Source organism: Streptomyces sp. S.PB5 (assembly GCF_030403745.1).
Classification (GTDB): domain Bacteria; phylum Actinomycetota; class Actinomycetes; order Streptomycetales; family Streptomycetaceae; genus Streptomyces.
In genome coordinates this window covers 1-24,398 of the sequence record NZ_JAQMWP010000021.1, presented here as the reverse complement: position 1 = coordinate 24,398, position 24,398 = coordinate 1, and the positions used below count along the sequence as shown (strand labels likewise).

At 70.1% G+C, this 24,398-nt stretch carries 18 protein-coding genes and 3 pseudogenes; 11 read left to right on the top strand and 10 right to left on the bottom strand.

Features of this window, described 5'->3' with window-relative positions; all coding sequences use genetic code 11:
- Positions 1–24: 24 nt before the first annotated feature.
- Positions 25–426, bottom strand: coding sequence for a hypothetical protein (locus tag PH203_RS40130; protein WP_225890818.1), 402 nt, complete (start codon positions 424–426; stop codon positions 25–27).
- A 306-nt stretch (positions 427–732) separates the two neighbouring features.
- On the opposite strand from PH203_RS40130, the pseudogene PH203_RS40125 reads away from it, so the two are divergent.
- Positions 733–831 (top strand): annotated as a pseudogene (locus tag PH203_RS40125) (IS5/IS1182 family transposase); the annotation flags it as partial.
- Between the two features lie 214 nt (positions 832–1,045).
- Here the strand turns inward: PH203_RS40125 and PH203_RS40120 are convergent.
- The 6 genes from PH203_RS40120 to PH203_RS40095 form a co-directional block, all read right to left on the bottom strand.
- Positions 1,046–1,621: a hypothetical protein gene (locus tag PH203_RS40120; RefSeq protein WP_289926862.1), complete on the bottom strand. Its 576-nt coding sequence runs from the start codon at positions 1,619–1,621 to the stop codon at positions 1,046–1,048.
- Positions 1,618–3,012, bottom strand: coding sequence for a hypothetical protein (locus PH203_RS40115; protein WP_289926860.1), 1,395 nt, complete (start codon positions 3,010–3,012; stop codon positions 1,618–1,620). Before PH203_RS40115 ends, PH203_RS40120 begins: the two co-directional genes overlap by 4 nt.
- Complete coding sequence (locus PH203_RS40110) at positions 3,009–3,818, bottom strand: ABC transporter ATP-binding protein (protein ID WP_289926859.1); 810 nt, start codon at positions 3,816–3,818, stop codon at positions 3,009–3,011. The genes PH203_RS40115 and PH203_RS40110 overlap by 4 nt, the downstream gene beginning before the upstream one ends.
- Positions 3,819–3,850: 32 nt before the next feature.
- On the bottom strand, positions 3,851–4,669 hold the full coding sequence (locus PH203_RS40105) for a zf-HC2 domain-containing protein (RefSeq protein WP_289926858.1): 819 nt from the start codon (positions 4,667–4,669) through the stop codon (positions 3,851–3,853).
- Entirely contained in the window at positions 4,666–5,169 is a 504-nt protein-coding gene (locus PH203_RS40100) for an RNA polymerase sigma factor (RefSeq protein ID WP_289927018.1), read from the bottom strand. Before PH203_RS40100 ends, PH203_RS40105 begins: the two co-directional genes overlap by 4 nt.
- Before the next feature lie 172 nt (positions 5,170–5,341).
- Positions 5,342–6,088 (bottom strand): helix-turn-helix domain-containing protein, encoded by a 747-nt coding sequence (locus PH203_RS40095; RefSeq protein ID WP_289926857.1) that lies wholly within the window; start codon positions 6,086–6,088, stop codon positions 5,342–5,344.
- Positions 6,089–6,176: 88 nt separating this feature from the next.
- Between PH203_RS40095 and PH203_RS40090 the strand changes: the two are divergent.
- Positions 6,177–7,340 (top strand): annotated as a pseudogene (locus PH203_RS40090) (aldehyde dehydrogenase family protein); the annotation flags it as partial.
- Positions 7,341–7,664: 324 nt separating this feature from the next.
- Here PH203_RS40090 and PH203_RS40085 read toward each other — a convergent pair.
- The 3 genes and pseudogenes from PH203_RS40085 to PH203_RS40075 all read right to left on the bottom strand — a co-directional run.
- A pseudogene (locus PH203_RS40085) lies at positions 7,665–7,787 on the bottom strand (IS3 family transposase); the annotation flags it as partial.
- A gap of 89 nt (positions 7,788–7,876) precedes the next feature.
- Positions 7,877–8,257, bottom strand: coding sequence for a toxin Doc (locus PH203_RS40080; protein ID WP_289926856.1), 381 nt, complete (start codon positions 8,255–8,257; stop codon positions 7,877–7,879).
- Between the two features lie 2 nt (positions 8,258–8,259).
- The gene (locus PH203_RS40075; protein WP_289926854.1) at positions 8,260–8,502 is read right to left on the bottom strand and encodes an antitoxin MazE7; all 243 of its coding nucleotides are present in this window, start codon (positions 8,500–8,502) and stop codon (positions 8,260–8,262) included.
- A 679-nt stretch (positions 8,503–9,181) separates the two neighbouring features.
- Here PH203_RS40075 and PH203_RS40070 point away from each other — a divergent pair.
- The 9 genes from PH203_RS40070 (at position 9,182) to PH203_RS40030 (ending at position 24,185) form a co-directional block, all read left to right on the top strand.
- Entirely contained in the window at positions 9,182–11,740 is a 2,559-nt protein-coding gene (locus PH203_RS40070; protein WP_289926853.1) for a hypothetical protein, read from the top strand.
- Positions 11,741–13,307: 1,567 nt separating this feature from the next.
- On the top strand, positions 13,308–14,330 hold the full coding sequence (locus PH203_RS40065) for a LacI family DNA-binding transcriptional regulator (protein ID WP_289926851.1): 1,023 nt from the start codon (positions 13,308–13,310) through the stop codon (positions 14,328–14,330).
- A 262-nt stretch (positions 14,331–14,592) separates the two neighbouring features.
- Positions 14,593–15,726 (top strand): cellulose binding domain-containing protein, encoded by a 1,134-nt coding sequence (locus PH203_RS40060; RefSeq protein ID WP_289926850.1) that lies wholly within the window; start codon positions 14,593–14,595, stop codon positions 15,724–15,726.
- Positions 15,727–15,845: 119 nt separating this feature from the next.
- A complete protein-coding gene (locus PH203_RS40055) occupies positions 15,846–18,098 on the top strand; it encodes a glycoside hydrolase family 3 N-terminal domain-containing protein (RefSeq protein ID WP_289926849.1) in 2,253 nt (750 codons plus the stop codon).
- Between the two features lie 42 nt (positions 18,099–18,140).
- Entirely contained in the window at positions 18,141–20,351 is a 2,211-nt protein-coding gene (locus tag PH203_RS40050) for a glycoside hydrolase family 6 protein (RefSeq protein ID WP_289926847.1), read from the top strand.
- Between the two features lie 100 nt (positions 20,352–20,451).
- Positions 20,452–21,546, top strand: a complete 1,095-nt coding sequence (locus PH203_RS40045; protein WP_289926846.1) for a lytic polysaccharide monooxygenase — start codon at positions 20,452–20,454, stop codon at positions 21,544–21,546.
- A gap of 481 nt (positions 21,547–22,027) precedes the next feature.
- Entirely contained in the window at positions 22,028–23,269 is a 1,242-nt protein-coding gene (locus PH203_RS40040) for a helix-turn-helix transcriptional regulator (RefSeq protein ID WP_289926845.1), read from the top strand.
- A 119-nt stretch (positions 23,270–23,388) separates the two neighbouring features.
- Positions 23,389–23,607, top strand: coding sequence for a hypothetical protein (locus PH203_RS40035; protein WP_289926844.1), 219 nt, complete (start codon positions 23,389–23,391; stop codon positions 23,605–23,607).
- Entirely contained in the window at positions 23,604–24,185 is a 582-nt protein-coding gene (locus PH203_RS40030; RefSeq protein ID WP_289926842.1) for a hypothetical protein, read from the top strand. The genes PH203_RS40035 and PH203_RS40030 overlap by 4 nt, the downstream gene beginning before the upstream one ends.
- The last annotated feature ends 213 nt before the right edge of the window (positions 24,186–24,398 follow it).

Sequence of the window (24,398 nt, the reverse complement as noted above, 5' to 3'; positions counted from 1 at the left end):
CCGGCGAGCTCGGCAGTGCTGCTCTCAGCAGTGCCGCAGACCGCGCGCGCTCGGATCGGCGTCGAACGAGGACGGTGTGTTGACCCAGTCCGCCGGGACGTAGCCCCACCCGTCGTAGCCAGGAGCGGTCCAGTCACCCTTGGTGTGGTACCAGGTGGTGTTGCCGCCGCCGTGCAGTCCACCATAGGTCCAGCAGTCGAACCAGCTGAAGGTGGAATAGAGCTGCCCCGTTATGTTCGCTTCGTGATAGGCGCCCGAGCGCAGAATGGCGGGGGCTCCGTTCCCGCACCACAGCCGGCCGTCGCTCGCCCGAACTCCGCACTCGGCGCTGGCAGCGGCACTGGCCGAAGGGGCGGCGATCACACCGCCCGCCGTCAGGGCGAGGGCTGCCATCCAGAGGGAGAGATACTTCCTGGTCCTGGTCATCCACTGTCCTTTTCTCACTGGTCCCCCGCTTCAGCCGCCGTAGCGGTGCAGGGGACGCCCAGCCGGCGCCTCGAACTGTAGGGGCGGACCCGGGACGTTGCGACCCTGACAGATGTCAGGGTCACGATCAGCTGCTGGCGCGCGCCATGGTCCCGCCAGGCCGCCTGGCCTGGGTCACTTAAGGGCTGATCAACTGGCTGCACGTGCCGCTGCCCTGTACCCGAACGGCAGGATCGGCGAGAAGCTGCTCTGAACTTTGACCCGGCCGGATCTCCTCGCGCCAGCGGCAGTCTCATCGTCCTCCAGGTCGCCCGCCTGAAGTCCTGGTGGATCTTCCGCAGGTCCCGCTGCAGCCCCAACCGCATGACGTCAATCGCCAAGGCCGTCCTCACCCTGGAGCTGCAAACGCTGAAGAAGCTCACGGAACATCACGGATCGCCGGTTCTGACACGTCCGGGCGCGTACTTCCGGCGCCCGCGCCCGGGCCTTCTCAGGATCAACCCGTGACTGCACTGCACCGGGCGGGTCCAGCTTGGGGCGCTGGCCGGTCGGGCCGGGACTCCTTCGCGGCATCGCCGCGATCAACCTGCCGACGGGGCCCGACGGTCTCCCGGTCCGGCTACCGCCTCGGACCCGCGACGGCGTACGCCGCGGTGCCGACGACCATGAGGACCAGGGCCGTCCAGGTGCCCGCTGCCGTGCCGGGAGGCAACAGCATCCACATCACCGCCTGCATCGGCACACTCGTCGGGGGCGGGGCGAAGAACACGAACGAGAGCCAGGCGAACGGCAGCGTCCAGGCGTACTGGCCGCCCGAGAGCGCCGCGCCAAGGGCGACCAGTCCTATCAGGCCCGCGCTGTCCCGGACGACGAACGCGGTGGGGGCCATGGACACGCCCACGGTCTGCACTGTCAGCAGCACCCCGGCGACCGCCGCGCCGGCGAGGAGCACATGTGCCGCCCTGCGAGGCACCCAGCGGATCGCGGCCGTCCGGTCCAGCGCGAGGTCCTGCCCGCCGAGCCCGACCGAGACCGCCATCGCCCCCGTGGTGAGGACGAGCGCGGGCAGTCTCGGATCACCGGGCCCCGAGCTCCCGTCCCGGGCGAGTGCCCATACCGCCACCGCGCCGATCAGCACCGCGGCGAGCGACGCGGGTACCTGACGCGAACGCGCGTACAACGTCAGCCATCTCACCGGGACGCACCGCCGGACAGTACATCGAACGGGCTTCCCTCACAGGAGAGCGCGGCGGCGCGCATCGCATTGATCCGCGAGAGCTGCTCGGCCCGTGGAAGCGCCTTGAGTTTCTTCCACACCGGGCGGGTCTCCGCTTCGACCTCGCTGCGCATACGTGCCGGCGTGCCGGCGAGAGGCTTGAGGTCCCCGAGGACCCAGCCCGCCGCGACGGTCTGCGCGAAGTCATCTCCCCCGAAGCTGCTCCAGCCGACGGGAGTGCACCCTGGCACCATGCCTTTCGCGATCAGGGCCCGGGTCAGCTCCTCGCCCGTCGCTGCGGCGACGATCCCATCATCGAAGTCGAGGAGCACGGTCTTGCGAGACCACCGCGGTGTGGAGCCCTTCGGCAGTACGGCGGTGTTCTCCCGGACCGAGTCCGGCGCCTGATCACCCAGGGCACCATGCAGCAGGCGCAGCGCCTCCTTGCCCGGACCTGCGAGGTCTGCGAGTCGGGCCTGCTGCGTCTTCGTCACGCACACCGGGCCGTCGCACACCAACTCCGCGGCGGCCTTGTCGACGACATACATCCGGCCCGGGTCGGAGGGGAGGACGAGCAGGGCGATCGCCGCACCCGCCAGGACGGGCGTCAGGGCGATCAGCCGGGCGCGCGGGGTCACGGCGACCAGCAGCGCGAAGCCGGTCGCAGCCATGCCGAGCAGCCAGAACGTCTGCCCGACGTGCACGGAGGCGGAGAGCGTGACGAACGCCTCGCGCACGTCCTCCAACGTCGGTGACAGCAGCGAGACCCGGTTCGGTTCCGTGCTGGTGAACCCGTCCCTCGTGTCTGTCTCCGTCCGGCCCAGCGACATGTGCATGAGGGCTGTGAATACGAAGGCGCCCATGGCCAGCGCGGGCGGGGTGAGCGTGGACGGCAGGGCCCTTGCGGCCCCCATGCCGAGCACGGCCCCCGCGACGAGGAAGAACACCCCCACCAGCGAGATCGGCAGCCATCCGAGGTGCGTGTACTCGGTGTGGGCGAGCACCTGGACCCCGCCCACGAGGACGAGGAACATGAAAGCCCCGGCTAGTGTGATGGCCGTCGCGCCCGTCAGGGTGGCCGCGCGCTGCAGGGCGGGCCGCGGTGTACTCGTCAGCAGTTCGGACATCTTCGAGCGGTGGTCGCGCAGTCCCTGCAACGCTCCGAGGCCGATGGCGAGCGGCCAAAGGTAGAACAGCAGGGAGCGGGTCCACATGGCCAGTGGAGTCCACTGAGCCGTCCACGCCGTGGTGCCACTCCACCAGGCGCCGCCCGGCACGTACAGGAACGTCAGCGCCGGCGCCAGGATCACGACGCCGGCCCACGGGGCGACCGAACGCCTCAACTCGATACGCAGAACGCGGCCGTTCACCAAGTGCCCCTTCTCTGCTCGGGGTTGAGCAGCAGGGCCGAGTAGCCGCGCTCCAGCGGGCTGTCCCCCACGTGCTCCGGGCCGCCGGCCGAGGCCAGCTCGTCCGGAGGACCCTTGAAGACCAGCCGTCCCCCGGCGAAGAGCACCACGTCGGTGCAGGCGGCGGCGACGTCCTCCACCAGGTGGGTCGAGACGAGCACGCACGTGTCCGTACCCAACTCCTGCAGCAGCTCGCGGAAGCGCAGCCGCTGCGCCGGGTCCAGGCCGACCGTCGGCTCGTCCAGCAGCAGGATCGTCGGGTCGTTGACGATGGCCTGGGCGATGCCGACCCTGCGCACCATGCCACCCGAGAGGGCCTTCATCTTCTCGTCGGCGCGGTCCGCCAGACCCACCCGCTCCACGGCGCGCTGCACCGCCGCGGGGATGCTCGCTTTGGGCACCTCCTTCAGCCACGCCATGTACTCGACGAACTCGCGCACCGTGAACCGCTTGTAGTAGCCGAACTCCTGCGGCAGATAGCCGATTCGGCGGCGCACCGTACGGTGCTCGCCCGTGCCGCCCACGGACTCGCCGAGCAGCTCCAGGCTGCCCTCGGTGGGACGCAGCACGGTGGCCAGCGTCCGGATGAGGGTGGTCTTGCCCGCCCCGTTGGGGCCGAGGAGTCCGTGGACGCCGATGCCCAGCGACAGGTCGAGGCCGTCGACGGCCATCCGTTTCCTGCCGACCCTGACCTTCAGCCCGGTAGCCTGGATCTCCCAGGCGTAGGCCGTCGGCGCGATGTCGGCCGCGCTCACCGCGGACGTCATGTGGCGTTCCTTTCGCATGTTCTTTCCGATGGTCATCGATGAGCTCCCAGCACGGTGTACGCGCCTCGGCGGGCGATCACGACACCGATACCGAGTGCGAGGATCAGCCCCCACGCAGGCAGACCACCTGTCTGAAGGGCGAAGGTCGTACGGTTGGTGGCCATGGTGGGTGCCACCACCACACCGACCCACACAGCGGCCAGCGCGAAGGCGGCGCGGGTGACACCGACGACTCCGCCGAGTGCCAGGGTCGTCGAGGTGAAGGCCAGACAGGGCAGCAACCACTGCACCACCATCACTCCCGTCGCCCAGCCGCCCACCAGCAGCGCGGGGACGACCACACCGAGCACGGACGCGGTGCGCCGCAGCACCAGATAAAGCCCGGCCCTGGGCACCGAGGCCGTCAGCTCGTACGCCGGGTCCAGGCCGCGCGACCAGGACGCCGCGACGCCGAGCACGGGCAGGACCGGCGCGAGCAGCAGGACGAACGACACCTCGCCGGATGCGGTGTCGGCCAGTTCGAGCAGCAGGGCCAGCAGCGTCATGCCCACGACCATGGCCAGCCACGGCACCATCGTGGGCGTCATCCACCTCGACAGCCGCGCCGACCAGCGCTGTCGGTGCGGCATCGTGGCAGTGACCGCGAGTTGGGGTTCGAGGTCCGACCACACGGTGTCGACGAGCGACGCCACGGCGGGCACCCCGGCACCGACAGCTGCGGACAACTGGTCACGGCACACCCGGCACGTCTCCAGATGCGCCTCCACGGCCCACACTTCGTCGGCGGAGAGGTCCGCGCCGCCGCGCACGTACCCCTCGATGATCCGCTTCGATGCGTGTTCGATACTCACGCCAGCGTCCTCCGCATCTCGATCCGGGCCCGGCGGGCACGGGTCTTGACCGTGCCCTCGGGCAGCCCGAGCAGGACCGCCGTCTCCCGGACGGACAGCCCGTCGAGCACCATCGCCTGCAGCACCTGTCTCAGCTCCGGCGCGAGGCGCCGCAGCGCGTCCCCGACCTCACCGCCGACGGTCTGCGCGAGCGCCAACTCCTCGGCGGCGGGCGCCACGTCGGGCGGAGCGGCGGCCGGCGGCGGCTCCGCGTGGTGGGCCCTGCGCCGGAACGCGTCGATGAGGCGGCGCGCCGCGATCGTCCACAGCCAACCTGTGGCCGTCCCTCCCACCGCGGCCCCGGCGAACGCGCCCGCCGCGCGCCACACCGCCAAGTAGGTCTCCTGCATGACCTCCGCGACGATCTGCTCGTCCACACACCGACGGCGCAGCCGCACCGCCATCCACGGTGACGTGCGCCGGTACAGCTCCTCGAACGCGGCACGGTCGCCTTTTGCCACCAGCCGGACGAGACGCTCCTCGTCCACCTCGTGCAGCGCTGCTTTGACTGATCTCACACCTTCTAGACGGCCGCCCCGGGCGACAGGTTTTCCCATCGTCGTGATCCACGTCACACAGGGGGCCTCGCTGTCGAAGGCCTTCGGGTGCCGGCGGTTCGGCAAGGAACGAACGTCAAAGGCCGTTTCGAGAGCTGCGAGATGAGCGGCGAGCGGGGCGGCGACCCTGCTCAAGCCGCCCGGAACGCGAGGGGCCCAACCCAGTACCTCGGCCACCGTTTCCCGGGTGCCGGGCCGGGCCTCGCCAGGGCGCCTTCCGCTGCCCCGAGGCGGCCTGCGCCCGATCGCCGGCGCAGACGACCGTCGCGCCGGCGGGCGGGCTGGTTGTAGAGCTCGACGATCCACGTCCTTTTCCCTCGAAGTCCGCATCTCTCGAGCGCGTGCGCCGCCAGCGCACGCCCTCGGCCAGCAGGATCCGGCGCACCTGGGAGCGACTGACCTCGATGCCCAGGTCCCGGGCCGCTGCAGCCAGTGTGTCCAAGGTCCACTCCGAGGGCCCCGACTCGTCCGCGGCCCACATCTCGTTCGACGGCTGCACCTCGAGCCGGCCGGGCGGGGTCTGCTTGACCATCGCGATGATCCGGGAGCGTTCGGCCTCGGTGATCCTTCGCTTGCGGCCCTGCCCGCCCAGATCCTCCAGGCCCTCAAGACCCGAGCGGTTGAAGCGGTGCAGCCAGCGACGCACCGTCTTCTGACTGCACCTCAGCTCGCCTGCGATCTGCGGGACCAGCCAGCCGTCCCAGCTCAGCTCGACCATCCGATACCGCTCCACCAGAACCTTCGGCGCCTTCCTGGCAGCCGCCAGGCGGTGAACCACCGCTTGCTCACCCTCGTCACGGCCCGGCCGTGCCCTCAGCACCATGATCCAGCACCCGCCCCCGAGCACCCGCAACCACCCCGCTACCAGCAGCTATACCCACCGAAAGCAGAATTGAGCAGTAGAGACCCGCGACCAGCGCCAGCCGATCGGCATCTCGCGCATGGTGAGCGTCAGGAGCGCCGCGGAGCACTTCCGCTACTACGCGGGATGGGTCACCAAGCTCTATGGCGAGACCGCGCCCGTGTCGTTCCCGAACGTGCTGCAGTACACCAAGCGGGAGCCGGTCGGCGTGTGTGCGCTGATCACGCCCTGGAACTTCCCGCTGATGATCGCGAGCTGGAAGATCGCACCGGCGTTGGCCTGCGGCAACACGGTGATCGTCAAGCCCGCCGAACAGACGCCGATGACGACGCTCCGCCTCGTGCAGCTGTGCCAGGAGGCGGGCGTCCCGGACGGAGTGGTGAACCTGCTGACCGGCGGTCCGGAGGTCGGCCGCGCCCTGGTCGAGCACCCGGGAGTGGACAAGGTCTCCTTCACCGGCTCCACGGAGACGGGCCGCGCGATCGTGCAGAGCTCGGCCGGAAACCTGAAGCGAGTCTCGCTGGAACTGGGCGGCAAGGCACCCAGCACCGTGCTGCCCGACGCCGACCTCGACCCGGCCGTGGCCGGCTGCCTCCAGGGCGCGCTGCTCAACAGCGGCCAGGTGCGCGCCGCGTACACCCGCTTCCTCGTCCACCGCTCCCTCACCGACGAGTTCGCCGAGCGCTGCGCCAAGACCGCTGGCCAGATGCGCCTCGGGCCGGGCCGGGCGCCCGAGACGGAACTCGGCCCGCTGGTCACCGCGGACCACCTGGCGCACGTCGACGCGCTGGTCCGCAGCGGCACGGCGGAGGGCGCCACCCTCGTCACGGGCGGCACCCGCGACGAGGATCTGCCCGGCTACTTCTACCGGCCCACCGTCTTCACCGACGTACGGGACGACATGCGCATCGCCCGCGAGGAGATCTTCGGCCCGGTGCTCTCCGTCCTCCCCTACGACGACGAGCACGAGGCGGTCGCCCGCGCCAACGACACCGAGTACGGCCTCGCCGCCGTCTGGACCCGCGCCGTGGCCACCGCCCACCGTGTCGCCGGTGCCGTCCGTGCCGGGACCGTCTTCATCAACATGCCCAACCCCGTGGACGCCTCCGCCCCGTGGGGCGGCTTCGGCACCAGCGGCTGGGGACACGAGATGGGCAGAGGCGCCATCGACCTGTACACCGAAATCAAGAGCGTGTGGACCTCACTCGCCTGACGAAGCTCCGGACAAGCTGCCGCGATCACGAACAGGGCTCGCAGACGATCACAAGCCCCCGGCACTCATCGAGGCCGGGGCGCTCAGCGGACTCTCGTCCACACCGACGACATCCGTCACTGCTTCCACGACTCACTCACACCCCAGCAGTTCTACGCACGGTGCACTCCCGGGGTACCTACCGGGCTGACCGGCCAGCCCCGGGCCCGAACTCACCGGTTGATCACTCCATGCTTCTCGTACCTGCCAGAGTGAACCGCTCCGGGTCTAATGGAGGCTCGGGACTGCCCCGAGTTGGGTGGAGTCGAGTTGCTTGGTTTCACGCTACCGGTGGGTGCGGAGTTCGTACTCCACTGGGCTGAGCATGCCCAGCGCGGAGTGCCTGCGCTGTCGGTTATGGAAGATTTCCAGGTACTCGAAGAGCGCGGTGGACAGCTCCAGACGCGTCCGTCACCGTCTGCGGTTGAATAGTTCGACCTGGACGCGGGCCCAGAAGGACTCCATCAGAACCGGGGCATACCACGAGCGAGTGTTGTTCACCCGTTGCTGCGCCAGGACCGCAGCCGGTCGGCGATGTCGTAGACGGTGAGCCGTAGTGCACGGATGTCGGTGATCAGGTCCCGCCACTGTTCGTACGGGGCGTCCACAGTCTCCCCGGAGGCCTCGATGTAGGCCACGGCGACGCCGTAGGCGTAGAACTCGTTGCGTGCCGGCAGGGGCCTGATCAGCACGATCTGTTCCATGAGCGCCGCCGCTCGCCAGTAGGCGTCGGGCGAGCCCTCGTCCAAGGCCGGGGTATTCACCCGGTGGCGGGCGACAGCGGCGACCAGGGCGGAGTAGTCCTGTACCGCGAGGTCCTTGCCGAGGAGTTCTTCCTGTCGGTCGAGGAGCCAGCGGATGTCGACGTGCAGTTCCAAGGTCAGGCCGCCCGGCGGGGGGCCAGGGCAGGAAGCCCGCCGAAGTCACGGTCGAAGGCCTCAGCGAAGCCCGGGCGCCGGATAGCGGCGCGGAAGGCGTCTGTGGCCGTGGACAGCTTGGCCTGGTTCTCCTCCTCGACAGCCAGTTCCGCGAGGTAGGCGCGGACACTCATACCGCGGGCGGCGGCGAGGGCCGCGAACCGGTCGCGCGTCTCTGTATCGATCTTGACAGTCGTGTCAGCCATATCCCTAGTATGCATCCTCGACTACTTTGACGAATACCCGTTTCAGGAATCGGACCGCCTTCTGGATCAACGCCCCTCGTCGACGAGCTCAGGTGTCAGGTCACGCGAACCCGTCGGCCCCGCGGTCTGTGTCGATAACGGCCGAACTCCGGCCTAGCCTGGTCGACCTCGATCTCTACCACCGCCTCCGGCAGGACCGGCAGGAAGCGCACGGAGTCGGCGACGGGCAGCCCGCCGGCATAGGCCCAGGTTCTGGGCCGGCCGAAGGGCGGCCAGATGCGGGCGATCGGCGCCAGCCTCCCCGCGCAAGAGGTGCAGCTGACCGTGGCACCGCTGCTGCGTGTGGCCGGAGCGTAAGAGTTGGCGCCGCTCGGCTTCGCCCGGGTGACGCGTACGGCGGTGCAGCGGATGCGGCACGCCTGCCGCAAACAGGTTTGTGGGGGCTGGTCGACAAGCGCATGGTGCCGTCGTCCGACGGGGTCTGCCGGCAAGCGGGACGTGGGCGCTGTGCTGGAGGCGCTGCGGCACCGGCCGGGCCGGTTTCGAAGGGGACGGCGAAGGGGCTGAAGTCGACTCGTCGACTCACTCAACTCCCTTGACCAGCACGGGAGATGATCTTTGCAGAAGAATGGCCGCGCCGTATCTCAAAGGTTCAAGTGGTTGCTGTGGGATCAGGCGTATGCATCTCAACCGCCCCCCACATGGGGCTCTGGCGGCCATCGTCGCCGCCTGCGCCCTGATACTGGTGGCAGGCCGCGCCGACGCGGCGTCGCCCGCCACCACCGGCAACCCCGGCACCCACCTCAGACCCGGCCCGGTCGACACCTCTCACGACACCGCCGTCCACGCCTTGATCGCGAACGACGACGACGGCGACGACGGCACGGACCACGACGACCCGACCGCCGCCTTCGCGCAGCAGGCCCGCATGAAGACGGCGCCCGGCGCAACGGTCGCGCCGGGCGCGCTGCCCCATGCCTGGAGCCAGGCAGAGTTTCTACCGACCGTCCCGACCTCCTGGCGGGAAGTCACCGACGTCCCTCTCCAACAGGAGGACAAGCGATACGCCGACTCCGTCTCGTCGAACTTCGGCGCCGGATACGGCCTGAACAGCGGCCGCGTCTCCTCCCTCGCCGTCGACGGGCACACGGTCTACATGGGCGCAGCCGACGGCGGCCTGTGGCGCTCGGACGACGACGGACGGCACTGGCGGCCCCTTTCCGACCATCAGCAGACCCTCGCCATGGGCGCCCTGGCCGTGAACCCCGCCGACCACTCCCTGTGGATCGGCACCGGCGAGCCCAGCAACTCCGGCGACTCCTACACCGGCCTCGGCATCTACCGGTCGACCGACCGGGGCCGTACCTGGGAGCAGGTCGGCAAGCGCATGGACGGCAGTGTCGTCCCTCGGATCACCTTCGACGGCGGGGGCCACGTCTACGCCGCCACCAACGAGGGCGTCCTGCGTCGAGATGCCGACGACATCACCTCCGACTGGACGGTCGTTCTCGCCCCCGGCGCCCCGGACACCAGCTTCTCCTCGGCGGCCACGGACGTCGCCGTACGCCCCGGGACCGGCGGGCGCACGGTCGTGGCCGTGATCGCACGGCAGTTCACCTACGCCGGCGACGCGAACGCCATCTACGCGTCCGACGACTACGGCACACCCGGCACCTGGCACAAGGTCATCCCGGCCGGCGACCTCACGGGCGTCACCCCGGGCCGGTCCACCCTGTCGTACTCGGCCGACGGCCACGAGCTGTTCGCCCTTGTCGGCGACGGCGCGAACGGTAGCGACGACGGTGCTGTGTACCGCTCGGCCGGCGGCGAGGCGTCCGGCCCCTGGACGGCCGTCGCCGACGAGGACGTCCTCAAGGAGGCGGGCGCGCAGAACAGCGACCCGGCCGGCGCCGCCTGGTACAACCAGTACGTCGCCGTGGACCCCGCCGACCCGAACCACGTCTACGCTGCCTTCTCCGAGGTCTTCGAGAGCTGGGACGCCGGAAAGACCTGGGCGACGGTCGGTCCGTACTGGAACTACGGCCTGAAGTGCTACACCGACGGCCTGGTCGCCGGCGGCTGCCCCATGACGACCCACTCCGACCAGCACGCCATCGCCTTCGGCGCGGACCACCGCGTCTACTTCGGCAACGACGGCGGTGTCTACGAGCGTTCGGCCACTCTGCACCCTGACCCTCTGCTCCCCTCCGAGGGATGGACCAACCTCAACCAGGACCTGCGCACCTTGCAGTACTACGACGCCGTCTACGCCCGCGACCCGGCCACCGGCGCCCTGTCCACCTGGGGCGGCACCCAGGACAACGGCAACGTGCTGAGCCTGCCGGGTGCGCGCGAGCTGTACCAACCCTCGGGCGGTGACGGCGGCTTCGTCCTCGCCGACCCGGCGAACGCCGACCGTGCCGTGAACGAGTACGTCAACCTGGACCTGGTACTGACCACCAACGGCGGTCGCTCCGACCACAAGACACCCTCCTTCACGAACGTCTCCCCCGCCTGCGACTGGAACGCCGACCTGAAGGGCTGCGACCCCGGCCCGGAGTTCATCGCCCCCTACACCTCCGACGTGGGCGACGTGAACCACTGGGTCGCGGGCGGCCGGTACGTCTGGGACAACGGCGGCAAGGGCTGGGACACCCGTTGCGCAGCCACCGCCTGCGACTGGAAGAACGTCCACGACACCGGTGAGAACCACGCCGTCACCGCTCTTGCGGCGAACGGTTCCGTGACCTACGCGGGCTGGGAGGACTGGAGCGGTCCCACGTATGCGAGCGGCATCGACACCAACGCGGGCGGCACCTGGCAACGGCTCACCGCACCGCTGCCGAACCGGTACGTCACCTCGCTGACCGTCGACCCGCACAACGCTCGCCACGTCTGGGCCACGTATGGCGGCTTCACCCGCAGTTATGTCTCCGGCGCGGGCGAGGGACACGTCTTCGAGAGCACCGACGGCGGCAGCACCTGGACGGACCGCACCGGCGACCTGCCCGACGCACCCGCCGGGGCGCTCGCCCTGTGGCACGGCCACGTCGTCGTCGGCACGGACGTCGGCGTCTTCGCGGCCACGCCCGGCGGCAAGGGCGGGTACACCTGGCACCGGCTGTCCGGCGCCCTGCCCCACGCCGGAATCGTCTCCCTGGACGTCTCCCCCGACGGCCGACGGCTCCTGGTGGGGACGCACGGGCGCGGGCTGTGGTCGGCACCCGCACCGTTCTGAGCCCGGTACGTACGCCTCCGCCGGATCAGGCGGAGGCGTACGTCGAGCACAGTCCACAACACGACCCTGGCATCGATGACGAACTTCGGCTGGAGTACGGGTACTCCTGTGAGACTTCGCAATTCCCGCTGGTCGGAGGCGCTCTTTCGAGCCTAGCGGGGTGACGGTGCCTCAATGGCCGGTTCCGAGAAGCCGTTTCCGCTCGTCCTACCGTTACAACTCGGGCCCACGTCGGTCATTCGCAGGATCGGAAGGGGCCTGGGAGCTCGGGGTACGGCTCCAGTGCCTGTCGCCGTTCGACGGCTCCAGAAACTTAGCCGCCCCGTGCTCCGTGACGACACGGCAGGTGGCAGCGCCGACTTCCGGGTCTGGAGCGGATTCCTGTTACAGCCCCCTGACCCGGTGCTCGCGCCAGCCGCCCCGGAGGCCGTTGTCCCTGTTGAGGCCCTGGTGGAGGTTCTGACCGCTGACACCCGAGAGTCCGCAACGAGCTGAGAGTTAGGGTGTCTGCTGCGGGCGTCAGATGGTGAGAACAGCCACTGTTCGCCGCGACCGACCAATTCACCAACGGGCGAGTCCGACCAGGTCGGTAGCCCCAACGGACGCATCTTCAACACCCGCAAGTCGTCGTCCACGATCCATGGCCGGGTACTCACATCCTCCCGAACGGCGGAATCGTCACCTCGGCCACGCCGGACCACGGTACTGCAACAAGATCAAGTTACGAGCTCGTAGGGCACGGTCTGACACTGCAACGGTCTTCGGCGTGACTGGTTGCCAGGCTGTTCGCCGGCCTGGGCTCAGATGGGGATCCTGGCGAATGTCAGGGCGCGGACCTGCGCCCGCTTCTCAGCCGTTACCAACCGCAGGTCCTCGTGGTGGCCTCATCGGAGACTTCACCCACCGAGACGTGAGCCCAGGCCTCCGCCTGGGCCTCACTCGTCCGTGCGGCGGGCTTCGGAGTCACGTTGCCACTCCAGGCTGCCACGGTGCTTCGGGCGGCAACTGCTGCCCTCGAGGCCAGTCCCGGCACCGCTGTGGTGAACGCGTGCTTCCCCGACGCTGTGAACCCCATGCTCCAGAGCGCCGGCCTGCCTGTCGTGTGCGGCCTCGATAACGTGGCGGCACTCGCCCAAGGGCTTCGCCCGCTTCCTCCGAGGCGGCGCGGCTTCCCGAGTGGCAGCTTCAGGGGTCGGAGGTCTGGGTGCTTGCTCGATCACCCCTTGAGACATCAGCGTCTTCCCCGTTCGCGCTCAGAAATGGCCTCTGTCCGTCACCTCGTGACGCCACCGGCGAGACCCATTGCGCGTGAAGGTGCTGCGTCATCCCGTGCGATCCGGCCGACCTGCCCACGCCGGAGGCCGTACGGGCGTGCTGCGCGGGGCAGTTGACCCCTACAGGATCCCGGCCCGAGACCGGCCTGGGTGTGGGTCATCGACTCCTCTCCTTGACGGTGTCCGGAAAGGTGCGCAAGACCGAGCCGCGGGAGCGCGACTCCGGCCGATCTTCCGGGGTGTCCGATCACAGCGGGGCGCGGCCCGTAAGATCGGGTGTCCTGGGGGTGGTTATGGGCAGGCAGCGCCCTGGCTCGCCGACGCTGGAGGAAGTCGCGGCTCGCGCCGGTGTCGGGCGCGGCACCGTCTCGCGGGTCGTCAACAACGCTGCGGGCGTGAAGGAGTCCACGCGCCGGGCCGTCGAGCGGGCCATCGACGAACTGGGCTACGTGCCCAACCTGGCGGCCCGTTCACTGGCCGTGCGGCGCGCGGACGCGGTGGCGCTGGCGCTGACCGAGCAGGACTGGCGGCAGTTCGGGGAACCCTTCTTCTCCGAGATCATCCGCTCGGTCGGCGACGCCCTCGCCGACACCTCGGTGCAGCTGCTGCTCACCCTGGTCCGCACGGACGCCGAGCGGCGGCGCCTCGTCGAGTACGCGCGCGGCGGACGGGTGGACGGAGTGCTGCTGCTGTCCGTACGGGCCGAGGACCGGCTGCCGGACATGCTCGCCGACGCCGGACTCCCCACAGTGCTGCTCGGCCGCCGCTCGGGCGACGAGCACGTCACCTATGTGGACGCGGACAACGTCGGCGGGGCCCGCGGCGCGGTCGAGCACCTGCTGCGCGGAGGGCGCCGCCGGATCGCCGCCGTCACCGGGCCGCTCGACATGTACGTCACCCAGTGCCGGCTGCGCGGGTACCGGGAGGCACTGGCCGCCGCCGGTGCGGAAGCCCTTCCCTCACTGGTCGTCGAGGGCGACTTCACCGAGGACAGCGGGCGCCGGGCGACGGCCGAACTCCTCGCCCGGCACCCGGACATGGACGCCGTCTTCGCCGCCTCGGACACCATGGCGGCCGGAGCCCTCGAGGTGCTGCGGGCGGCGGGCCGCCGCGTGCCCGAGGACGTCGCGGTGATCGGTTTCGACGACTTCCCGCTCGCCCGGCACACCGAGCCGTCGCTGACGACGGTCCGGCAGCCGCTGGAGGAGATCGGGCGGACCATGGTGCGGCTGCTGATGGAGGAGATGGAGCAGCCGGAGGTCGCCTGGCGCCATGTCATCCTGCGCACCCGTCTGGTGGTGCGCGGCTCGGCCTGAGGCCGGTCGACGGGCCTGGGCGAAACCTTTCGGGAGCGCTCCCAACTCCCGGATCCCGTCGAAAGGTTACGGACGCACTCGCCTCACCTGCGACTTCAAAATCCCTTCGACCGCATTCGTGCGCACAGGGTTGTCAGGGACATGGGAGCACTCCTACAGTCCGACCCGAACCGGCGGAGTGGGAGCGCTCCCACCAGTGGGGAGGTGGGAGCGCTCCCGTACCAGCCCCGAAAACCGAGCCACGTTCCAGAGAGGCACCCGCATGCGACCGTCACCGCACCGTCCCCGCACCGCGCGCGGCCTGTTCGCCGCACTGCTCTCCGCTCTCGCCGCGCTCGCGGCTCTCCTCGTCGCCGCACCGCCGGCCCAGGCCGACACCACGATCTGCGAGCAGTACGGCTCGACCGTCATCCAGGGCCGCTACGTCGTACAGAACAACCGCTGGGGCACCAGCGCCACCCAATGCGTCACCGCCACCGACACCGGCTTCCGCCTCACCCAGGCCGACGGCTCGGTGCCCACCAACGGCGCCCCGAAGTCGTACCCGTCGGTGTTCAACGGCTGCCACTACACCAACTGTTCGCCCGGCACCAACCTTCCGGCGCAGCTCAGCAACATCTCCACCGCGCCCAGCAGCATCTCGTACAGCTATGTCTCGAACGCCGTCTACAACGCCTCGTACGACATCTGGCTGGACCCGACGCCCCGCACCGACGGCGTCAACCGGACCGAGATCATGATCTGGTTCAACCGGGTGGGCTCCATCCAGCCGATCGGCTCGCAGGTCGGCACCGCCACCGTCGGCGGCCGCACCTGGCAGGTGTGGACCGGCAGCAACGGCTCCAACGACGTGATCTCCTTCGTCGCTCCCTCGGCGATCAGCAACTGGAGCTTCGACGTCATGGACTTCGTCGACCAGACGGTTGCCCGGGGCATGGCGCAGAACAACTGGTACCTGACCAGCGTCCAGGCCGGGTTCGAGCCGTGGCAGAACGGCGCCGGACTCGCGGTGAACTCCTTCTCCTCCGCCGTCAACCTCGGTGGCGGCGGCGGTCCGGGCGGCCCCGGAAACCCGACCACGACCTGCCAGGTGACCTACGCGACCAACGTCTGGCAGGGCGGCTACACCGCCGACGTCACGGTCAAGAACACCGGCACCACAGCCCTGAACACCTGGCAGCTCGGCTTCACCCTGCCCTCCGGACAGCGCGTCACCAGCGCCTGGAACGCCACCCTGTCCGGCGCCTCCGGCGCGGTGACGGCGACTCCCGTGGCGCACAACGCGCAGATCGCCGCCGGCGGCAGCCAGACCTTCGGCTTCCAGGGCACCTACAGCGGCACCTTCGCCAAGCCCGGCACCTTCACCCTCAACGGCACGGCCTGCGCCAGCGCCTGACCTCGCCGGCACGCCGCACCGGCCTCCTCCGGGGCTCGCCCTCCTTCCCGCACCGACGAGAGCGGGCCCCGGCCCCCCACCTCCGCCCCTCCGGCCCGCACCCGGAAAGGCCGCACCCCATGAGCCCGAGCCGCACCGCGTCCGCACCCCGCCCGCCGACCCCACGCGCCGGCGTGCCCTTACGTCCCCGGGCCCGCCGCCCCGCCCTCGTCGCAGCCCTGTGCGCCGCGGCCCTCGCCGTGACCGGTCTCGCCGCCGCACCACCCGCCCAGGTCCCGACCGCCGCCGTCGCCCTGCCCTACCAGGACCCGTCCGTCCCGGTGCCCCAGCGAGTCGCCGATCTGCTCTCCCGGATGACGCTCGACGACAAGCTCGGGCAGATGACCCAGATCGAGAAGGACGCACTCGTCCCGCAGTCCGACCTCGCCGCCTACCGCATCGGCTCGGTGCTCTCCGGCGGCGACTCGACGGTCAGCCCCAACAACGCACAGACCTGGGCCGACACCTACGACTCCCTCCAACGCACCGCCCTCACCACCCCGCTCGGCATCCCGATGATCTACGGCATCGACGCGGTGCACGGCCACAACGCGGTACGCGGCGCCACCCTCTTCCCGCACAACATCGGCCTCGGCGCCACCCGTGACCCGGCGCTGGTGCAGCGGGTCGGACGGGCGGTGGCCGAGGAGGTGGCCGGTACCGGCATCGACTGGTCCTTCGCGCCCTGTCTGTGCGTGGCCCGCAACGACCGGTGGGGCCGCACCTACGAGTCGTTCGGGGAGAAGCCCGAACTGCCCACCTCCATGGCCACGTTCGTCACCGGCATGCAGGGCACCGCCCTGGGCGGCGACCCGGCGTCGGTACTGGCCACCGCCAAGCACTACATCGGCGACGGCGGCACCACCGGAGGCGTCGACCAGGGCAACACCGAACTGTCCGAGGCCGAACTGCGCGCGATCCATCTGCCGCCCTTCCAGGAGGCGGTACGGCGGGGCGTGGGCTCGGTCATGCTGTCCTACAGCAGCTGGAACGGCGTGCGCTCGCACGCCCACAAGTACCTGGTCACCGACGTACTCAAGGGCGAGCTCGGCTTCACCGGGTTCGTCGTCTCGGACTGGGCCGCACTCGACCAGCTCGACGGTCAGAGCGGCTTCACCGGCGCCGAGATCACCACGGCCGTCAACGCCGGTGTCGACATGGTGATGGTCCCGCACGACTACAAGAAGTTCCTCACCCTGCTGCGCGGCGAGGTGAACGCCGGGCGGATCCCCCTGGCCCGCGTCGACGACGCCAACCGGCGCATCCTCACCAAGAAGTTCCAGCTCGGCCTGTTCGAAAAGCCGCTCACCGACCGGTCGTTGACCCCGACCGTGGGCTCCGCGGAACACCGGGCCCTGGCCCGGCAGGCGGTGCGGCAGTCGCAGGTGCTGCTGAAGAACGACGGCGCGATCCTCCCGCTGCCGAAGAACGCCAAGCTGTTCGTGGCCGGCAAGTCCGCCGACGACATCGGCAACCAGAGCGGCGGCTGGACCCTGGGCTGGCAGGGCCGCAGCGGGCCCGTCACCCAGGGCACCACCGTCCTCCAGGGCATCCGCGCCACCGCGACCGACCCGTCCCGCATCATCTACGACCGCTACGGCAACGGCATCGACGGCAGCTACACCGCCGCCGTCGCGGTGGTCGGGGAGACACCGTACGCCGAGATGCACGGCGACCGCCCCGGCGGCATGGGGCTGGACCAGGAGGACCTGCAGACCCTCAGCCGGCTCAAGGCCAGCGGGGTGCCCGTCGTGGTGGTCCTGGTCTCCGGGCGCCCCCTCGACATCGCCGCCCAACTGCCGGACTGGCGCGCCCTGCTGGCGGCCTGGCTGCCCGGCACCGAGGGCGGCGGAGTGGCGGACGTGCTCTTCGGCGACCACGCCCCCACCGGCAAGCTCCCCCTGACGTGGATGCGCAGCGCCTCCCAGCAACCCATCAACGACGGCGACGGCAAGAGCCCCCTCTTCGCCTACGGGCACGGCCTCACCTACGGCACCGATCCCGACCCCGACCCGGACCCTGACCCGGAGCCCCAACCCACCTCCTGCACCGCTCAGTTCAAGGTCGTCTCGGCCTGGACCGGCGGCTACCAGGCGGAGATGACCGTCAAGAACTCCGGCACCGGCCCGCTCACCGGCTGGTCCGTCGACTGGGACCTGGGCGGCTCCACGGTCACCAGCCTGTGGAACGGCTCCCTGACCGTGGCCCAGGGCCGCGCGACCGTCCGCAACGCCGCCCACAACGGCGCCCTGTCCCCCGGCGCCTCCACCTCGTTCGGCTTCACCGCGAACGGCGGCGCGGGTTCGCCCGCTCCGCAGTGCACCGGCTCCTGACGTACGACCGGCACACCCGCACGTACCACCGAGGAGGGCATGATGACCAACCCGACCAGAGCCGACGGCGCCTGGCTGCCGCGCACGCGCCGACGACGGTCGGCAGCCCTGGCCACCGCCCTGGCCACCCTGATGCTCGGGGTGGCGGGCCAGATCGGGGGACAACCCGCGGCAGCGGCGGAAGCCCATGTCGACAACCCCTTCGCGGGGGCGAGCTTCTACCTCAACCCCGACTACGCCGAGCACGTGAGCACGTCCATCGCGCAGACCTCCGACGCCGCGCTCAAGGCGAAGATGGAGAAGGTCAAGAGCTATCCGACCGCCGTCTGGATGGACCGGATCGCGGCCGTCCACGGGGGTGAGGCCAACGCAGGACGCAAGAGCCTGGCCGACCACCTCGACCTGGCGCTCGCCCAGAAGAAGCCCGGACAGCCGATCACCGCCACCTTCGTGGTGTACGACCTGCCGGGACGGGACTGCGCCGCGCTCGCCTCCAGCGGCGAACTGCCGCTCACCCAGGCGGGCCTGGCCCGCTACAAGAGCGAGTACATCGACGTCATCGCGAACGTCTTCAAGAACCCCAAGTACCAGGACATCCGCATCACCACCGTCGTCGAGCCCGACAGCCTGCCCAACCTGGTCACCAACACCTCCGACCCCGAGTGCGCCCAGGCCAAGAGCAGCGGCATCTACGTCGAGGGCATCCGATACGCCCTGGACAAGCTGCACGCCATCCCGAACGTGTACACCTACCTGGACTACGCGCACTCCGGCTGGCTCGGCTGGGACAACAACCTCACCCAGACCGTGCAGCAGTACACCGAGGTGGCCAGGGGCACCGCGGCCGGGCTGAGCAGCGTCGACGGGCTGATCACGAACGTCGCCAACTACACGCCGCTGGAGGAGCCGTTCCTGACCAACCCCGACAAGCAGGTCGGCGGCAACCCGGTCAAGTCGGGCAAGTACTACGAGTGGAACCCGAACTTCGACGAAGTGGACTTCACGAAGAACGTGCACCGGGCGCTGGTCTCGGCGGGCTGGCCCGCCGCCACCGGCCTGGTGATCGACACCTCCCGCAACGGCTGGGGCGGCCCCGCGCGGCCCACCGCGGAGAGCACCAGCACCACCCTCGACACCTACGTCAACGAGTCCAAGGCCGACCGGCGCACGCATCGAGGACTGTGGTGCAACGCGAGCGGAGCCGGGCTCGGACAGCCGCCGCAGGCCGCGCCCTCGGGATACCCCGACTCGCACCTCGACGCCTTCTTGTGGGTCAAGCCGCCGGGTGAGTCCGACGGGGCCAGCAAGGACATCCCCAATGAGGAGGGCAAGCGCGCCGACCCGATGTGCGACCCCGACTACACCGCGCCGAACGCCGGCAACAACAAGACCGGGGCGCTGCCCGACGCACCGCTGGCCGGCCACTGGTTCCACAACCAGTTCCTGATGTTGGTCCGCAACGCCTACCCTGCCGTGCCGACGGGCGGCACCGACCCGGGGGACACCACCGCCCCGACCGCCCCGACCGGACTGCAGGCCACCGCCAAGACCGCGAGCAGTGTCTCCCTGGCCTGGACCGCGGCCACCGACAACGTGGGGGTGACCGGGTACGACGTGTACCGCGACGGCACCCGGGTCGGCTCGCCGGCCTCCGGCACCACCTACACGGACACCGGGCTGAGCGCCGCCACGGCCTACAGCTACACCGTGCGCGCCCGTGACGCGGCCGGGAACGTCTCCGCCGCCTCCACCGCCCTGAGCGTCACCACAGAGACGGGCGGCGGCGGCCCCGACCCGGCGGGCGGCCTCAAGGTCGCCTACAAGAACAACGACTCCTCGGCCACCGACAACGCCATCCGCCCCGGCCTGCGGATCACCAACACCGGCAGCGCCGCTCTCGACCTGACCGGGGTGACCGCCCGCTACTACTTCACCCGGGACGGCGGCTCACCGACCGTGAACGCCTATTGCGACTACGCCGCGGTCGGCTGCTCCAACGTCAAGCTCCGGGTCGTCCCGCTGAGCACCCCGGTCGCGGGCGCGGACGCCTACCTCGAGGTCGGGTTCTCGGCCGGCTCGCTGGCCGCGGGCCGGGACAGCGGTGACATCCAGCTCCGGATGGCCAAGTCCGACTGGTCCGCGTTCAACGAGGTCGGCGACCACAGCCGTACCACCGCCACGACGTACACCGACGCCCCGGCGATCCCCGGCTACCTCGGCACCGTCCTGGCCTGGGGCGCACCGCCCGCCTGATCCGCGTATCCCCACACTCCCCTGCCCGCCCGGAGCGACCGCGTCCCCGGGCGGGCGGGGGCTCCACAGCGGACAGCCACGGAACGACAGGAGGCACACCATGGTTCGACGCAGAAACCGGCTCCTCTCCTTGGCGGCGGTGCTCGCCACCCTGCTCAGCGGTCTCGGTCTGGCCCTGCTCGGGCAGGGCAGCGCGCAGGCGCACGGGGTGGCGATGATGCCCGGATCGCGGACCTATCTCTGCTATCTGGACGCCAAGACCGGCACGGGCGCCCTGGACCCGACGAACCCGGCGTGCAAGGCCGCGCTGGCGGAGAGCGGATCCACGGCGCTGTACAACTGGTTCGCCGTTCTCGACTCCAACGCGGGCGGGCGCGGCGCGGGTTACGTGCCGGACGGCAAGCTGTGCAGCGCCGGCGACCGCTCCCCGTACAACTTCACCGGCTACAACGCCGCCCGCTCCGACTGGCCTCGCACACATCTGACCTCCGGGAAGAGCATGCAGGTCCGGTACAGCAACTGGGCGGCCCACCCGGGCGACTTCCGGGTGTACCTCTCCAAGCCCGGCTACTCCCCCAGCACTTCGCTCGACTGGAGCGACCTGGAGCTCATCCAGACCGTCACCAACCCCGCCCAGTCGGGCTCGCCGGGCAGCGAGTCCGGGCACTACTTCTGGAACCTGAACCTGCCCGCGGGCCGCTCGGGTGACGCGGTGCTGTTCATCCAGTGGGTGCGCTCGGACAGCCAGGAGAACTTCTTCTCCTGTTCCGACATCGTCTTCGACGGCGGAAACGGAGAGGTGACCGGCATCCGCGGCTCGGGCGGTACCCCGACCCCGACCCCGACCCCGACGCCCACGCCGACTCCCACCCCGACCGACCCGCACACCGGCTGCATGGCCGTCTACTCGGTGACGAACGCCTGGAACGGCGGCTTCCAGGGAGCCGTCCAGGTGATGAACCACAACACGTCGCCGATGAACGGCTGGGCGGTGCGCTGGCAACTCGGCACCGGCACCCGGCTCAGCCAGGTCTGGAACGGCACGCTCAGTACCGGATCCGACGGCACGGTCACGGTCAGAAACGTCGACCACAACCGGACCGTCGCGCCGGACGGCAGCGTGAGCTTCGGCTTCACCGCCACCTCCACCGGCAACAACCATCCGGTCGGCTCGATCGGCTGCGTCAACCCGTAACAAGTGCCGCCGAGGCGCCGGCCCCCGCACCGCAGGGAGCCGGCGCTTCACGACAGCCGCTCGTGCCGTGGCCCGCGTGCCCGTGCGTCCCCCGAAGGGCCATGGGCCTTTACACATTGATGAGCAAAACCCGCAGCCCACCCGGCACTCGCGGCGCTGAGCTTTGCGCAAGCCCTCCGCCCGGTTGGACGTGTACGTGGGGGACATCACGACGTGGGCGTGGCCCCGCCAGTGAGTAGTCGAACTTGATTAGCCGGCGAGTTTCACGTGCGCCTCTTCGGCGGATCGTTCCAGCTTGATCAATTCGTCGGGGATGTCTGCCACGACCGGAGATCTTAAGCCGGGCCACTGCACTGCCCTCACGGGTGGCGCAGGGGGCCTCTCTGCGTTGTCTCCGGGGGCGGAAGTACGACGGCCCCCGTAGTTCACGGGGGCCGGTCAGCGTACCGTTCTGAGTGCGACCACAGAACGGAGCTTCAGTATGCCCGAGCTGTCCGACACCTCGTCCACCCTCAGCGTCGGCGAACGAATCAAGGTGCTGCGCGAGTCGCGCGGCATGTCCCGTCCCACCCTCGCCCAGCTGTGCGGCCGCGGCCCAGACTGGCTGAAGAAGATCGAGTCAGGCGAGCGCGAACTAAGCTCACACACGCTGCTGTTGCGTCTGGCTGCCGCGCTCCAGCTCTCCGACTTGTCCGTGATCACCGGCAACACGGAAGGCCCCGCAGCACCCGTGCCGCTCGGAAGGCTGAACCATCCGTCGATGCCGGCCATCTGGACAGCCGTCATGCAACGCACCATGTCGCCCCGGACGACGAGCACTGCGGACCCCGCCATTCTGCAGGGGCGCGTCGACCAGAGCTGGCGCCTGTGGCACACCTCCGAACACAACCGCACGGAGGTCGGGTCTCTCCTCCCTGACCTGATCCGGGACGCCGAGGCGGCCGTGCGCGCTCTCGACGGCGAGGGGCGTCGGGCGGCCCTCGTCGCCCTGTCCGACGTCTACCGGCTCACTGGGCAGGCCACCGCCTATGTGGCGCCGGCTGAGCTTGCGTGGGTCGTGGCAGACCGTGCCCTGTCCGCCGCGCAGGACGCTGACCAGCCCGCCGCGATAGCGGCCGCGGCCTGGAACATGGGCAACATCCTCAGGGAAACGGCCTACCCCGAGGAGGCGCTACGCGTCGTCAACGAGGCCGCTGACCTCATCCGCCCGCATCTGGACGACGCGCCCGACGACTGGCGAGGCGTCTACGGCGCACTCCAACTGCATGCCGCCGTGACTGCCGCCCGCGAGGGTCGGGAGGGTGACGCGTGGCGGTACTGGGGCAAGGGCGATCAGGTCGCCAAGTCGCTGCCCCCCGCCTATGTGCACCCCTCCACTGTCTTCGGACGGGCGAACGTCGATTTTCACGCTGTGAGCGTGGCGACGGACCTGCGGAAGTCTCAGAAGGCCCTCGGCCTGGCAGACGACATCGACCCCGACACGATGCCCTCCGTCGAGCGGCAGGCCCGCCTGTGGGTTGAGGTCGCCCGCGGCCACCTGCAGCGCGGCGACCGTACGGCCGCCCTGCACGTGATGCAGATGGCCCACCGGATCGGTGCCGAGACCGTCGCCTACACCCCATCCGCCCGGCACGTCGCGGCTGACCTCTGGCGCAGCGCCCCGCGTGCCATGCGCAAGGAGGCCAGTCACCTGGCCGAGCTGGTAGGCGTCGCCACCGGCTGACGACAGGGACAGCCAGGGACAGGGGGACAATCTGTCCCCCTTCTCTCTTGCCCGGCCCCTTACGGTGACGCTCCGCGCTCAGTCACCTACGGAAACGGGGTCACGTATTGCTCTCCCGATTGCATGCCTCCACCCGGCGCGACGAGCCGCTCACCACCGACGCGGTCACCGGTGAAGTGCGCGTGCCCCTCGCCCTGTACGCCGTCGACGAGCGCCGCGCTGACGTCGATCTGGTGCTGTCCCGTACGGACGGACAGCGCCTGTTCACCGAACTCGCCGAGGCCCTGGGCTTCGTGCGCCCGATGCCCGCGCCGCGGGCGCTGGGAGCCGTCCAGTGACCGGCAAGTCCTCGCACGTCCTGCGCCCCGTCGAAGCTGATCCCGGAACGCTCGTGCTCAGCCGCACCACCCAGCAGCTGGGGACCGAACACTGGCTCCTGTCCACGACCCGCGCACCCGGCACGGCCCGCCAGGAGTGGACCGACCAAGGCGTAGCGCTGCTGCCACTGGGCACGCTCTTCGCAGCCGTACGGTTACCCGCCCGCCTCGTGCTCGCCGCAGCCGACGAGGAGACGATGCCCTCCCCGGCCGTCGACGCCTTCCTCAGCGAGGCCCTCGACGGCGGCCCCGTCATCTGCGACCCGCACGGCCGCCGCTACTACGCGCTGGTGCGACCCAGCATGCTCGTGCAATGGCAGGCAGCGGCCCGCCCATGGCGCGCCCTGGGAGTCGACGGCCTAGGACGCGGCACCTACCTGGGCGTTCCGAGAGTGGATGCTGTCGAGCTCAACCCGGCTGCCTGGCGGTCGTACTGGTCCGTCCCCATGTCCCCGGCCGGCACGCTGTGCGACTCGTTCGCAGTCGCTGAGCTGATCGCCAACGGACAGAGAAGCATGACACAGGAGCCTGAGGCATGACTGGCGGGCAGTGGCAGCCCAGGGACACAGGCTCTGGCCCCGGGCACCTGCAGCGCGTCGCCAGCAACGCACGATTCGTCCGGGCACAGCGCACATATCAGTGCGTGTTAAGTCCCGTTTCCTAAGGGCCGTCCCGTAAATGATCTTCGGGTCGCCTCGGGCACGGTTGGTCGTTGCGCGGCCCGTTGAACTATCCGGTGAGGGCGAGGTTGT

Bases quoted from the DNA above. Each gene is read 5' to 3' on its own strand.
- PH203_RS40075 (WP_289926854.1), bottom strand. From the start codon at position 8,502: ATGGCTGACACGACTGTCAAGATCGATACAGAGACGCGCGACCGGTTC.
- PH203_RS40050 (WP_289926847.1), top strand. From the start codon at position 18,141: ATGACCAACCCGACCAGAGCCGACGGCGCCTGGCTGCCGCGCACGCGC.
- PH203_RS40040 (WP_289926845.1), top strand. From the start codon at position 22,028: ATGCCCGAGCTGTCCGACACCTCGTCCACCCTCAGCGTCGGCGAACGA.
- PH203_RS40110 (WP_289926859.1), bottom strand. From the start codon at position 3,818: ATGACGTCCGCGGTGAGCGCGGCCGACATCGCGCCGACGGCCTACGCC.
- PH203_RS40060 (WP_289926850.1), top strand. From the start codon at position 14,593: ATGCGACCGTCACCGCACCGTCCCCGCACCGCGCGCGGCCTGTTCGCC.
- PH203_RS40130 (WP_225890818.1), bottom strand. From the start codon at position 426: ATGACCAGGACCAGGAAGTATCTCTCCCTCTGGATGGCAGCCCTCGCC.
- PH203_RS40055 (WP_289926849.1), top strand. From the start codon at position 15,846: ATGAGCCCGAGCCGCACCGCGTCCGCACCCCGCCCGCCGACCCCACGC.
- PH203_RS40070 (WP_289926853.1), top strand. From the start codon at position 9,182: ATGCATCTCAACCGCCCCCCACATGGGGCTCTGGCGGCCATCGTCGCC.
- PH203_RS40095 (WP_289926857.1), bottom strand. From the start codon at position 6,088: ATGGTGCTGAGGGCACGGCCGGGCCGTGACGAGGGTGAGCAAGCGGTG.
- PH203_RS40065 (WP_289926851.1), top strand. From the start codon at position 13,308: ATGGGCAGGCAGCGCCCTGGCTCGCCGACGCTGGAGGAAGTCGCGGCT.
- PH203_RS40045 (WP_289926846.1), top strand. From the start codon at position 20,452: ATGGTTCGACGCAGAAACCGGCTCCTCTCCTTGGCGGCGGTGCTCGCC.